The organism is Streptomyces sp. NBC_01450 (assembly GCF_036227505.1).
GTDB lineage: Bacteria > Actinomycetota > Actinomycetes > Streptomycetales > Streptomycetaceae > Streptomyces.
Map to the genome: position 1 here is coordinate 6,200,301 of NZ_CP109480.1, position 12,636 is coordinate 6,212,936.

At 69.2% G+C, this 12,636-nt stretch carries 13 protein-coding genes; 7 read left to right on the forward strand and 6 right to left on the reverse strand.

From position 1 onward, the window contains the following. Positions 1 to 185: 185 nt before the first annotated feature. From OG568_RS27660 to OG568_RS27670, 3 genes are all read right to left on the reverse strand, one after another. Positions 186 to 1,532, reverse strand: a complete 1,347-nt coding sequence (locus OG568_RS27660; protein ID WP_329533498.1) for a S53 family peptidase — start codon at positions 1,530 to 1,532, stop codon at positions 186 to 188. 377 nt (positions 1,533 to 1,909) lie between these two features. Then, on the reverse strand, positions 1,910 to 3,286 hold the full coding sequence (locus tag OG568_RS27665; RefSeq protein ID WP_443077774.1) for a S53 family peptidase: 1,377 nt from the start codon (positions 3,284 to 3,286) through the stop codon (positions 1,910 to 1,912). Positions 3,287 to 3,613: 327 nt separating this feature from the next. Next, positions 3,614 to 3,913: a DUF397 domain-containing protein gene (locus OG568_RS27670; protein WP_329533499.1), complete on the reverse strand. Its 300-nt coding sequence runs from the start codon at positions 3,911 to 3,913 to the stop codon at positions 3,614 to 3,616. Between the two features lie 255 nt (positions 3,914 to 4,168). On the opposite strand from OG568_RS27670, the gene OG568_RS27675 reads away from it, so the two are divergent. The 3 genes from OG568_RS27675 to OG568_RS27685 all read left to right on the forward strand — a co-directional run bounded on the left by OG568_RS27675 (position 4,169) and on the right by OG568_RS27685 (position 6,950). Beyond that, positions 4,169 to 4,927, forward strand: a complete 759-nt coding sequence (locus tag OG568_RS27675; protein WP_329533500.1) for a trypsin-like serine peptidase — start codon at positions 4,169 to 4,171, stop codon at positions 4,925 to 4,927. Between the two features lie 129 nt (positions 4,928 to 5,056). Further along, entirely contained in the window at positions 5,057 to 6,058 is a 1,002-nt protein-coding gene (locus OG568_RS27680; RefSeq protein WP_329533501.1) for a C40 family peptidase, read from the forward strand. Positions 6,059 to 6,248: 190 nt separating this feature from the next. Beyond that, positions 6,249 to 6,950 carry a phosphatase PAP2 family protein gene (locus OG568_RS27685; RefSeq protein ID WP_329533502.1) on the forward strand — a complete coding sequence of 234 codons (702 nt, stop codon included), beginning with the start codon at positions 6,249 to 6,251 and terminating at the stop codon, positions 6,948 to 6,950. A gap of 48 nt (positions 6,951 to 6,998) precedes the next feature. Here OG568_RS27685 and OG568_RS27690 read toward each other — a convergent pair whose 3' ends face one another. Next, positions 6,999 to 8,588 (reverse strand): FAD-dependent oxidoreductase, encoded by a 1,590-nt coding sequence (locus tag OG568_RS27690; protein ID WP_266583574.1) that lies wholly within the window; start codon positions 8,586 to 8,588, stop codon positions 6,999 to 7,001. A gap of 233 nt (positions 8,589 to 8,821) precedes the next feature. After that, positions 8,822 to 8,995 carry a hypothetical protein gene (locus OG568_RS27695; protein WP_329533503.1) on the reverse strand — a complete coding sequence of 58 codons (174 nt, stop codon included), beginning with the start codon at positions 8,993 to 8,995 and terminating at the stop codon, positions 8,822 to 8,824. Between the two features lie 147 nt (positions 8,996 to 9,142). Here OG568_RS27695 and OG568_RS27700 point away from each other — a divergent pair, with 147 nt between their 5' ends. Together OG568_RS27700 and OG568_RS27705 are read left to right on the forward strand one after the other, a co-directional pair. Beyond that, on the forward strand, positions 9,143 to 9,958 hold the full coding sequence (locus OG568_RS27700; protein ID WP_443077775.1) for a hypothetical protein: 816 nt from the start codon (positions 9,143 to 9,145) through the stop codon (positions 9,956 to 9,958). 132 nt (positions 9,959 to 10,090) lie between these two features. Next, entirely contained in the window at positions 10,091 to 10,276 is a 186-nt protein-coding gene (locus tag OG568_RS27705; RefSeq protein WP_329533505.1) for a hypothetical protein, read from the forward strand. Between the two features lie 28 nt (positions 10,277 to 10,304). Here OG568_RS27705 and OG568_RS27710 read toward each other — a convergent pair whose 3' ends face one another. Then, entirely contained in the window at positions 10,305 to 10,727 is a 423-nt protein-coding gene (locus OG568_RS27710) for a metal-sensitive transcriptional regulator (RefSeq protein WP_329533506.1), read from the reverse strand. A 209-nt stretch (positions 10,728 to 10,936) separates the two neighbouring features. Between OG568_RS27710 and OG568_RS27715 the strand changes: the two genes are divergently transcribed. Beyond that, on the forward strand, positions 10,937 to 11,557 hold the full coding sequence (locus OG568_RS27715) for a DUF47 domain-containing protein (RefSeq protein ID WP_054232360.1): 621 nt from the start codon (positions 10,937 to 10,939) through the stop codon (positions 11,555 to 11,557). A 5-nt stretch (positions 11,558 to 11,562) separates the two neighbouring features. Further along, on the forward strand, positions 11,563 to 12,561 hold the full coding sequence (locus OG568_RS27720; protein WP_266433082.1) for an inorganic phosphate transporter: 999 nt from the start codon (positions 11,563 to 11,565) through the stop codon (positions 12,559 to 12,561). Positions 12,562 to 12,636: the final 75 nt, after the last annotated feature.

The following is a 12,636-nucleotide window of genomic DNA, read 5'->3' on the forward strand; positions in this document are numbered from 1 at the left end:
GATGTGGACGCACGGCCGCTGCCCGAAGGCTATCTCCGTCGCCGTGGCGCACGGAAACGGGCCGCGGCTGGTTGCCGCGGCCCGTACCCCGCACTGCCGGAGGATCCCCACGTCCTCCCCGGCAGTTCCCCCCGCTTTCCCGTGCTTCGGGTGCTTTTCCGTGCCCTTACGTTGTGTTCCGCCGGTCAGCCGGTGAAGGCCGCGACGCCCTCCGGGGTGCCCCAGCCGGTCGGGCCGTCGTAGCCCGACTTCGCGGTGCACAGGTAGCTGGAGCCGCAGCTGCCGTTGCTGCCGGAGGTCACGTCGTTGAGGGCGGAGGTGCCGGCCGACGCGTAGGGGAAGGACGCCGGGTAGGACCCGCTGGACGGGGTGCCGCCGAGGGCGTACACACCGGCGATGATCGGCGAGGACGCGCTCGTACCGCCGAAGGTGTACCAGCCGGCCGTGACCCCGTAGGAGTCGTAGACCGAGACGCCGGTGGCCGGGTCGGCGACGGCCGAGACGTCGGCGATGGTCCGCTTCGAGCAGCCCGTGTCCGTCTGCCAGGTCGGCTTCGCGTCGTACGAGGAGCAGCCGGAGCCGGTGCCCTCGGTGCTGCTGGTCTCCCAGACGCTCTCGGTCCAGCCGCGGCTGTTGGAGCTGGTGGACAGGGCGGTGCCGCCGACGGAGGTCACGTACTTGGAGGCCGCCGGGTACTCGGCGCCGTAGCCGGAGTCGCCCGCGGAGACGGTGATGGCGACGCCGGGGTGGTTGAAGTAGGAGGTGTCGTACGTGGAGTCGGAGGAGGATTCCGAGCCGCCGTAGCTGTTGGAGACGTACTTCGCGCCCAGGGTGACGGCCTCGTTCACCGCCTTGCCGAGGTTGGCCATGGTGGCGGAGGTGGCCTCGACGAGCAGGATGTTGCAGTTCGGGCAGATGGCGCTGGCCATGTCGACGTCGAGGGAGATCTCCTCGGACCAGCCGGTGTCACTGGAGGGCAGGGAGGTCGTCGAGCCGGTCTGGCTGACCTTCTTGAAGCAGCCGTTGGCCGTGGTGCAGGCCGACAGGCCGTAGTACGAGCGGTACTTGGCGAGGTCCGCCTCGGCGTTCGGGTCGTTGTACGCGTCGACGATCGCGATCGTCTCGCCCGAGCCGTTGGAGGCGGCGGCGGAGGTCAGGCCGTAGGCGCTCTGGAGGTTGCTCGGCCCGTAGCCCGACGGGGTGGCGGCGTCGGCGGCCTTCGGAGTGACGGCGTCCGCGTGGGCGCTCGCCTTCTGGAAGGCCGTCGTGCCGCCGGTGACGCGCAGCGCCTTGCAGGCCATCCGGCCCTTCGCGGGGGTGGAACAGGCCGGGCTCCACGTCACCTTGGCGGCGGTGGAGGCGGCTGCCGTGGTGCTGGCCGTCGTCGTGGTGGCGGGGGCGGCGCTCGCGTCGACGGCGGTGCCGAGACCGGCCAGGACGAGGGCCGCGGTGCCGACGGCGGCCGCACCGATGCGGCGCCATTTGCCGCGCAGGACAGGTCTGGCGGGCTCTTGGGGGATTGAGGTACGCAACGGACAGCCTCCTGAGAGTGTTTGACAGGGGCAGTGCGGGTGCGCCGCCGGTGCGATGTCCCCGGCGGAGGGCTGAGCGGCCCGCCGATGACCATCCTCTTGTTGAGTACGCGACAACAAGGCCCGTCTGGAATCCTGACTTCCGCATTACTGAACGAGGCCGCCGCGTTACCCCTCGATGGCCGCTCGATGGACTGCGGCTGAGCGCCGCTTGACTCAACGCACAGGCAGGGCAAGGGATTCATCAAGGATTCCGACCGGGTGGACACGACGGCGGACGGGCCGCGGCTGGTTGCCGCGGCCCGTCTCGGGCGCCGCCGGTGGATCCCCACACACTCCATCGCCCGGCGGCTCCGTGCCGTGCGGAGGTGATCCGGTCAGCCGGTGAAGGCCGCGACGCCCTCCGGGGTGCCCCAGCCGGTCGGGCCGTCGTAGCCCGACTTCGCGGTGCAGAAGTAGCTCGTGGAGCAGGAGCCGTTGCTGCCCGACGTCACGTCGTTGAGCGCCGAGGTGCCGGCCTTCGCGTAGGGGAAGGACGCCGGGTAGGAGCCGCTGGACGGGGTGCCGGCCAGGGCGTACACACCCGCGATGATCGGCGAGGAGGCGCTGGTGCCGCCGTAGGTGACCCAGCCGGTGCCGTCGCCGTAGGTGTCGTAGACCGAGACGCCGGTCGCCGGGTCGGCGACGGCCGAGACGTCCGCGATCATGCGCTTCGAGCAGGAGGCGTCGGTCTGCCAGGTCGGCTTCGCGTCATAGGCGGAGCAGCCGGAGCCGGTGCCCTCGGTGCTGCTGGTGTTCCACACCTTCTCGGTCCAGCCGCGGCTGTTGGAGCTGGCGGAGAGAGCGGTGCCGCCCACGGAGGTCACGTACTTGGAGGCCGCCGGGTACTCGGCGCCGTAGCCCTCGTCGCCCGCGCTGACCGTGATGGCCACGCCCGGGTGGTTGAAGTACGAGCTGTCGTAGGAGGTGTCGGAGGAGGACTCCGAGCCGCCGTAGCTGTTGGAGACGTACTTCGCGCCGAGCTTGACCGCCTCGTTCACCGCGGTGCCGAGGTTGGCCATGGAGGAGGACTTGGCCTCGACCAGCGTGATGTTGCAGTTCGGGCAGATGGCGCTGGCCATGTCGAGGTCGAGCGAGATCTCGCCGGCCCAGCCGCTGTCGGCGGAGGGGAGGGAGGTCGTCGAGCCGGTCTGGCTGACCTTCTTGAAACAGCCGTTGGCGACGGTGCAGGCCGGCAGACCGTAGTACGAGCGGTACGCGGCGAGGTCGGAGGCCGCGTTCGGGTCGTCGTACGCGTCGACGATCGCGATGGTCCTGCCCGAGCCGTTGGAGGCGGCGGCGGAGCTCAGGCCGTACGCGTCCTGGAGGTCACTGGGGCCGTAGCCCGTGGGGGAGTCGGCGGCGGCCTTGGGGGTGACGGCGTTCGCGTGGGCGCTCGCCTTCATGAAGGCGGTGACGCCGCCGGTCACGCGCAGCGCGTTGCAGGCCATCTCCCCCTTCTTCTTGGGCTCGGCGCAGGAACGGGTCCAGGTGACCTTGGTGGAACCGGTGCCGACGGCGGCGGACCTGCTCGCGACGGTCTTGGTCGCGGTCGTGCCGGTCGCCGCGCTCGCGTCGACGGCGGTGCCGAGACCGGCCGCCAGGAGGGCGGCGGTGGCGGCGGCCGCGGAGCCTATGCGGCGCCAGTTGGGGCGTGCGGCCGATCTGTTGCCGGGTGTGGCGGATGTGGGGGGAATGGGGGGTGTAGTACGCAACGTACAGCTCCTGAGAGAGGTTGACAGGGGCGGTGCGGGTGCTGTCGCCGTCGGTACGGTGTTCCCGGCGGCCGGGCCTGTGTGACCCGCGTAGACACTCGCTTGTTGAGTACGCGACAAACAAGGGGGATCTGGAATTCTGACTTCCGCCTTACCGAACCCGGGTGATCGGGTTACCCCTCAATGGCCCCTCGATGGCTGGAAGTTGACGCTGGCTTGATTCGCTTCGCCGGGTGTCTGTGTATCGGGCGGGGGAGCGGATCGCCTCGCGTGCGGGGGGGGGGGGGGGGGAGAGAGAGAGAGAGACCGGGGCGTATCGCCGCGGCCCTAAGGCCGCTCGTCCTCCAGTCCTTCCACTCCCACCAGTCCTTCCGCTCCCTCCGCTCCCACCAGTCCTTCCGTTCCCTCCACTCCCTCCACGAAGTGGTCGAACTCGCCCGCCTGTACGCCCAGGACGAAGGCGTCCCACTTCCTCTGGGTGGTGGTGACGATGTTGGTGGGGTCGCTGGTTTCGCGGATGTAGACCAGGTCATCGGCGCCGAAGGCCAGTTCGATCCAGGGGCCGGGTCCGGTCGCGTCGTCCGGGGCGGCGCGGACCCAGTCGAGGTCCGGGGGGACGTCAGCCACGGGAGTCTTCCTTCAGGGTGAGGGCGAGGGGGAGGGCACGTGAACGGGTTCACTGTCCGCCGTCACTTTATTGCTCCGGCCGGGTTCGGCGATGTTTGTCCACAGGCTGTGGGTCGAGTGTGCGTGCGGGGGCCGGAGATGGGTCGTACGGTGGACCTGCTGTTGTGCTCCCGTTGGCTCCCACCGGTGACTCATAGGAGATTCTCAGTGTGGTTCCAGGATTTTTCTTAATTCCGTGGGCCAGAGTGTGAACCGATGAAGCGCACCACTCGTCCCCCTGGTAACCGGCGGAACGCTTTGTTCGTCGTGGTCGTGATGCTGGCCGTCACGTCCGCGTCCGTGGCGTCCGCCGATGACGGCCCCGGGCCGCTCGGCGTGACCGTGCAGGCCGGCGTGAACAAGGCGAGCGCCCGTGTGGGCGCCTTGTTCGGCGCGGGCGACGGCCTGAGCGGACACTTCTGCACCGCCTCCGTCGTGCACAGCGAGGGGCGGGACCTTCTGGTGACCGCCGCACACTGTCTGGACGGGTCCGGAAAGTTGCGGTTCGTCCCGGGCTATCGGGACGGCCAGGCGCCGTACGGGATCTGGGACGTCAAGAAGACCTATGTCGGTGACGCCTGGACCGGCGGTCAGGACGAGGACAGCGACGTCGCCTTCGCCGAGGTCGCCAAGCAGCACGCGAAGGGCATCGAGGACGTCGTCGGCGCGAACGCCCTCGCCACGGGGCGGGAGACCGGGGCCACCGCCGTCACGGTCACCGGCTACCCCAGCACTCTCGACGTACCGATCATCTGTACGAACAAGCCGACCGTTCACAGCCCCACCCAGCAGCGCATCGCGTGCCCCGCCTTCGCCGGCGGCACCAGCGGCAGCCCCTGGGTGAACGGCGACGGAGAGGTCGTCGGGGTCATCGGCGGCCACGAGGCGGGCGGGGACACCGACGACATCTCGTACAGCGTCGTCCTCGGGAAAGAGGTTGCGGCGTTGTACAAGGAGGCGCGCAAAGCGAGTTAGGGGCGCGCGGGGAGGGTCGGGGGCGCACTTCGCGCCCCCGTTTCTTGTCGTGTGTGATCGTTTCCTCGCACAGGGGTCGCCTCTAGACTGACGTCCGGCGGACTCCCGGGCGGCGAGGGGCGGTTGACGGTGCGTAAGACGTGGGTCGTGGTGACCGCCGTCGCCGGGGTGGGGCTCGCCTTCATGTCGGCGCTGGTCGTCGGCGTCTACATGGTGGCCGGGAACCTCGCCAACGGGGTCGGCGGCGGATCGGTCGGGCTCGCCAAGGGCGCCGTGCCGGCCGCGTACCAGACGCTCGTACAGAAGTGGGGCAATCTGTGCAGCGCGATCAATCCGGCGCTGCTCGCCGCACAGCTGTATCAGGAGAGCGGATTCAACCCGAACGCCAAGAGTCCGGCGGCGGCGGAGGGGATAGCGCAATTCATCCCCGGCACCTGGGCCACGCACGGAATCGACGGCAATGGGGACGGCAAGCGCGACGTATGGGACCCGAATGACGCGATTCCGTCGGCGGCCTCCTACGACTGCAAGCTCGCGTCCTATGTGAAGAACGCGCCCGGGAACGTCACGGAGAACATGCTCGCCGCTTACAACGCGGGGGCCTACGCGGTCATCAAGTACGGGGGCGTGCCGCCGTACAAGGAGACCCAGAATTATGTGAAGACGATCACGACTCTGGAGAAGAGCTTCGCGCGGCCGGTGAGCCGGGTGGATCCATCGCAGCAGGCCGCCGCGGCGATCTACTACGCGCAGAAGAAGCTCGGCACGCCCTACCTGTGGGGCGGCAACGGAACCGCTGACCAGGGGGGACGCTTCGACTGCTCCGGTCTGACCAAGGCCGCGTTCGAGAGTGTCGGAGTCACCCTGCCGCGCGTCGCCAACGACCAGTACAACGCCGGACCGCACCCCGCGCGCGCGGAGCTGCTTCCGGGTGATCTGGTGTTCTTCTCCGACGACCTCACCAACTCGCGCGCCATTCGGCACGTCGGTATCTATGTGGGTGGCGGGTACATGATCGACGCACCGCGAACGGGTGCCGTCATCCGCTTCGACCCCATCGACACCCCCGACTACTTCGGCGCCACGCGGGTGACCGAAGATGGCGCGAAAGCGTTGCCGACGACGGTTTGATCCCACCTCTGAGCTGCGGCGATGTATCTCTCTTCGATAACGTCTGCGTGATCATTCGGTGGAGGGTGGAACGTACTGAAGGGGAATGTGCGTTCCTGTTGACGTAGAGCCGATCTACGACCACGGGGGTGGATCGGGCGGCGCACGAAAGGCTGCGCCCGCGGGAAGACGACGAAGGGGCCGCAGCACCATGGCTGGACTCGCCGAATCCGGTTCGAACCCCGACGTCGACCTGCTGTACGACATCAACGGCCTCGCCAAGGGCGCGCCGCACTGGTTCGACCGCGGCATGGAGTTCGTCGGCGAGTACGGACTGCTGCTCGCCATGGTCCTGCTGGTGCTGTGGTGCTGGTGGACCGTACGCAGGCACGGCGACGAGAGCGCCGCCCCGTCGGTGGCCGCGCTCGTCTGGGCGCCGCTCGCGGCCGGCATCGCGGTACTGGTGAACGTGCCGATACGGGGCTTCGTGGAGCGGCCCCGTCCCTTCGTCGACCATCAGGGGCTCGACGTCCTGGTCAGCGGCAAGACCGACTTCTCCTTCGTGAGCGACCACGCGACGCTCACCATGGCGATGGGCGTCGGGCTGTTCGTCGCGAACCGGAAGTTCGGGCTCGTCGGCATAGGGATCGCGCTGCTCGAAGGCTTCTGCCGGGTCTACATGGGCGTGCACTACCCGACGGACGTCGTCGGAGGCTTCGCCCTCGGCACCGCCGTCGCCCTGCTGCTCTCCCCGCTCGCCATGGCCCTGCTGACCCCGGTGATGAAGGCCGTGGAGGGCTCGCCGCGCGCCGGGTGGCTGATCCGGGCGCGGAGCGAGCGGCGTGCGGGGCAGGAGGCGCTGATTCCGGGGGCGCGGGCGGAGCGGCCCGAGGAGCCGGACCTCGCGGCGTAGGCGCTCCCCCTTGCAGGGTGTTCTCGGGGCGCTTGCCCTACGGGGCGCTCAGAGCGCCTGGGGGAAGGTGAAGAAACGGTTCGGGTCGTACTGCTTCTTCAGGGCCGCGAGGCGGGTCGCCGCGTCGCCGTAGTACGCCTTGCGCCAGTTGGTGAGGGTCGCGTCCGTGTAGTTCTGGTAGGCGGCACCGGAGGCGTAGGGGGCCATCGCCGAGTGGGCGGAGACCAGCCAGGACTGGACCGCGGTGCCGGAGGCGCCGGAGCCCCAGGAGGCGAAGTACTGGGCGAGCATCCGGGAACGCCGGTGCACGAAGGCCGTCGCGGTCGGCGAGACCCGGTTGACCGCACCGCCCAGCGCGGTGAGCGCGATGCTGCCCGCGCCGCCGCGGACCGAGGAGACCTGGTTCAGGAGTGTCTGGATGCCGGCCGCGGAGATGGACCGGTCGAAGAAGTCCGAGCGGGCCGCGAACGTATCGCGGCTGAGGGCACCCTGCGGGGAGCGGCCCGGCGTCGAGCCCGGCAGGTGGCACTGGGCCTCGGTGGGGAAGGAGGAGCAGCCCGCGTAGGCCTCCATCGACTCCTTGTACGTGTGCCTCTTGAGCGAGACGCTGCGCGCGGGGGCGCCGATCTTGGTGGCCAGGCGGTCCACGGCGTTCTGCAGTTCGCCGTACGTGCCGAGGGAGAAGGCGGCGATGGCGACGGTGGGGGTGCCGCCGCCGTTCTCCAGGTGGAGCGAGGACCAGATCTCGTCCGGCTGGCTGGGGCCCCACTCCTGCCAGGCCTTCACCACGGCGGCGGCCTTCGCCCAGGGCCAGGTCAGGTAGCCCGAAACGGCCTGCGGGGCGGCGTGCGTCTTGAAGCGGAGCTCGGTGACGACGCCGAAGTTGCCGTTGCCGGCGCCGCGCAGGGCCCAGAAGAGGTCCTTGTTCTCGCTCGCGTTCGCCACGACCTGCTTGCCGTCCGCCGTGATCAGCGTCGCCTGGGTGAGGCTGTCGCAGGTCAGGCCGTACGCCCGTGACACCACGCCGTGGCCGCCGCCGAGGGTCAGACCGGAGACGCCGACGGTCGGGCAGGAGCCGGCCGGGATGGTGACGCCCTTCGCGGCGAGCGCCCGGTAGACGTCGATCAGCTTGGAACCGGCGCCGATCACCGCCTCGTTCGCGGACGCCCGGATCGTGTTGAGCTTGGAGACGTCCAGGATCAGCCGGCCGTTTCCGGAGGACCAGCCCGCGTAGGAATGGCCGCCGTTGCGGATCGACAGCGGGATGTTGTGGGCGCGGGCGTAGGCCATGGTCGTACGGATGTCGTCCGCGTGGGCGACGTACGCGACGGCGGTGGGCTTCAGGGAGTCGAAGCGGGTGTTGTACAGCTGGTGGGCCGCCGTCCAGCTGCGGTCGCCGGGGCGGACCAGGGCGCCGTCGAGGTCCTTGGCGAGGGCCGTCCAGTTGGCGGCGGCATGGACGGCTGTGCCGGTGCCCGTGCTGGTGCCTGCCGTACCGCTGGTGGCCGTGTGTATGGAGGTGCCGGACGTGTCCGTGGTCGCCGCTGCCTTGCTCCCGCTGCCCTTGCCGTTGCACGCGGCCGTGGCCGCCGCCGCGAGTGCGGCCGCGCCGCCACCTATGAACGTACGCCGTTGCATGTGCGCCTCCCATTGTTTCCCGTGCGTGTGACGAGACGTGTGCCGGGTCCTGGGGGTTCCGCGGCGGGCGCGCGCGGGACAGAACCGGGACAGGGTCGTGATCCCGCGCGGATGTCACCCCATCGTGAACCCGGGCCCCACGCCCCCGGACGCCGGGGTGGCTCTTGGGCCGCGGGTGGCAGGGCGCTGGGCGCGCCCGCGCCGCGGAGTCGCGGATGTCACAGCGCCGGGCCCTACGCGAGCGGGGTGTTCTCCGTGTGACCCTCGGCGTCCGTGCGGGCCAGGCTGCGGGCGCGGCGGGCCGGGCCTCGCCAGCCGCAGCAGCAGCGCGCCAGGCAGAAGCGGCCCTGTTCGACCGTCGTCGTTCGGTGTTCCTCGACGAGATGGGTGTCCTCCGGCTGCGCCACATCAATAACGTTACCCAAGGCAAGCAAACGAATCACCGCCGCGTGACGGGCGTCCCTACCCGTCGTTAACCGGAACGACAGGAGGCCCGGGACGGACCGGCTGGGGGTCGGCAGACGATGGTGGCGCAGCAGCAGAGTCGGACGTGCATGGGCACGGGCGTCGTCGCGGTCGCGATGGCGGGGCTCATGGTCTGCGTCGGCGGATGTTCCGTCGGCCGGGCCGGTGCCGAGGACGCGCGTGAGGGCATTACCTCCGTCGAGGTACTGCACCGGGCCGCCGACGCACTCGAGCGCGCCGGCAGTGCCCAGACCCGTACGTCGATGGAGATGGCCACGGGCGGGACCCGGGTCACCATCCGCGGCCAGGGTGTCTACGACTTCAAGAAGCAGCTGGGGCAGTTGAAGGTGCTGCTGCCGCAGGATCCCGCGGGAGCCGTCGAGCACCGGCCGATCACCGAGCTCCTCGCCCCGGGCGCCCTGTTCATGAAGAACCGCGGCGCCGGGGTGCCCGCCGACAAGTGGGTGCGCGTCGACACGTCCACGCTCTCCGACGGGAACCTCGTGACCGGCGGTGCCACCGACCCGTTCGCCGCGGCCGAGTTGTTGCGGGGCGCGCGGAGGGCGACGTACGTGGGGAGGACGGAGGTGGCGGGGACGCCGGTGCGTCACTATCGCGGCATCGCCGACCTGGACATCGCCGCGCAGAGCGCCTCGCGGGGGAACCGGAAGGCACTCGCGGCGGCGGCGAAAGGCTTCGCCACCGCCGAAGTCCCGTTCGACGTCTACCTCGACGATCAGGGGCGCATCCGCAAGCTCCGGAACCGGTTCAGTTTCATCAACGGCCGGCAGGAGGGCACCGTCGCGGTCGCCTCGACGACCTTGCTGTACGGCTTCGGGGTCTCTACCCGCGTACGGCTTCCGGAACCCGCGGACATCTTCGCGGGGAAGATCGCGGAGCCGTAGACGTCCGTCCGTCGGTGTGGATGCCGGTCCAGGTGTGAGGAGGAGTTGGGGGCTGGAAATGGCCCTTCCGTGCCATGCGCGGTGTGTAGGCCGCTCCCTACTCTAGGAAGTCGGTGACGGCAGGAAGAGGTGATGCACGTGGCTCCGGTCGGCGGTACGGCAGTTCAGGACCACGTGGCCCTCGCCGAGATCGAGCTGTGCGGCGACCTGATCATCGCGGCCTCGGCCGCCCACGAGGAGCGGCTCAGCCTGGAGAGCATCGACGAGGTGCTGAAGGTGGCCGAAGAGCGCACCCGGGGGAGCGGCGTGGGGGAGTAGCCCCCTTTCACGTGCGCAGCAGGCGGCTTCACGTGCGCAGCAGGCGGCCGATCGCCTTCGTGGCCTCCTCGACCTTCGCGTCGATCTCGTCGCCGCCCTTGAGGGCCGCGTCCGCGACGCAGTGGCGCAGGTGCTCCTCGAGGAGCTGGAGGGCGAAGGACTGCAGGGCCTTGGTGGAGGCGGAGACCTGGGTGAGTATGTCGATGCAGTAGACGTCCTCGTCGACCATCCGCTGCAGACCGCGGATCTGGCCTTCGATGCGGCGCAGACGCTTGAGGTGTTCGGCCTTCTGCTGGTGGTAACCGTGGATGCCGCGGTCGTGATCGGTCACGACGCCCCCGGCGGCCTCGGTGGGAGCCTGGGTGTCCGTGGTGTTCGTTGTGTCCGGGATCTCCTGAACCGTTTTGGCCTCGCCGGAGGGCGCCGTCGCGCGGGCCTCGGTGGTCGTCATCGCGTCCTCCTGATGGTCCGGTATATATACCCCTGGTGGGTATATGGTAACGAACTTTGCTGGGTATAGGGCCCTTGCCCGATGGCGGGACCGGACCCCGTGCTGATCACTGTGCCTGATGGGCGACACTGGGGGACGGCCGGTTAGCCGTGGCCGGATGATGCGCCTAGCATCAGCCTGACCGAACAAAAGGACTTCGAGGACCTCAAGTGCGCTTTCGTCTGACCCCCAGGGAGACGAGCTTCTACGACATGTTTTCCGCCTCCGCGGACAACATCGTCACGGGCTCGAAACTCCTGATGGAACTGCTCGGGGCGGACGCCTCCGCCCGGGCCGAGATCGCAGAGCGCATGCGGGCCGCCGAACACGCCGGTGACGACGCCACTCACGCGATCTTCCACCAGCTGAACTCCTCCTTCATCACGCCGTTCGACCGCGAGGACATCTACAACCTGGCCTCGTCCCTCGACGACATCATGGACTTCATGGAGGAGGCCGTCGACCTGGTCGTGCTGTATCAGGTCGAGGAGCTCCCCAAGGGTGTCGAACAGCAGATCGAGGTGCTGGCCCGGGCCGCGGAGCTGACGGCCGAGGCGATGCCGAACCTGCGGACGATGGACAACCTCACCGAGTACTGGATCGAGGTCAACCGGCTGGAGAACCAGGCCGACCAGATACACCGCAAGCTGCTCGCCCATCTCTTCAACGGCAAGTACGACGCCATCGAGGTCCTGAAGCTCAAGCAGATCGTGGATGTGCTGGAGGAAGCGGCCGACGCGTTCGAACATGTGGCGAACACGGTGGAGACCATCGCCGTCAAGGAGTCCTGAACTTCGTGGACACCTTTGCGCTGGTCGTGACCATCCTGGTCGCGCTCGGATTCACGTACACGAACGGCTTCCACGACTCGGCGAACGCCATCGCCACGTCGGTGTCCACGCGGGCGCTGACCCCGCGGGCCGCGCTCGCCATGGCCGCGGTGATGAACCTCGCCGGCGCGTTCCTCGGGAGCGGGGTGGCGAACACCGTCAGCAAGGGACTGATCGCGACGCCCGAAGGCTCGAAGGGGATGGGCATCCTCTTCGCCGCGCTCGTCGGGGCCATCGTCTGGAACCTGGTCACCTGGTACTTCGGGCTTCCGTCGTCCTCCTCGCACGCGTTGTTCGGGGGGCTGGTGGGGGCCGCGCTCGCGGGCGGTACGAAGGTGCTGTGGTCCGGGGTCGTGGACAAGGTCATCATCCCGATGTTCCTGTCGCCGGTCGTCGGTCTGATCGGCGGCTATCTGGTCATGTGCGCGATCATGTGGCTGTTCCGGCGGGCCAATCCGCACAAGGCCAAGCGGGGGTTCCGTATCGCGCAGACGGTGTCCGCGGCGGGGATGGCGCTCGGGCACGGTCTTCAGGACGCCCAGAAGACGATGGGTGTCGTGGTGATGGCGCTCGTCATCGGCGACGTCCAGAAGTCGGACGATCCGATTCCGGTGTGGGTGAAGATCGTCTGTGCGGTGATGCTGTCGCTGGGGACGTACGCCGGTGGGTGGCGCATCATGCGGACGCTCGGGCGCAAGATCATTGAGCTTGATCCGCCGCAGGGGTTCGCCGCGGAGACGACGGGGGCGTCGATCATGTTCGCCACGGCGTTCCTCTTCAAGGCGCCGATCTCGACCACGCATGTCATCACGTCGGCGATCATGGGTGTCGGGGCGACGAAGCGGGTGAACGCGGTTCGCTGGGGTGTCGCCAAGAACATCGTCATGGGGTGGTTCATCACGATGCCGGCCGCGGCGGTCGTGGCTGCCGCCAGCTTCTGGATCGTGGACCTGGCGTTCCTGTAGGACGCCGGGCGCGGCACCGACGCTTCTCGCCCCGCCGCCCCTACCCGACCCATCCCCAGGGGCTCCGCCCCTTCG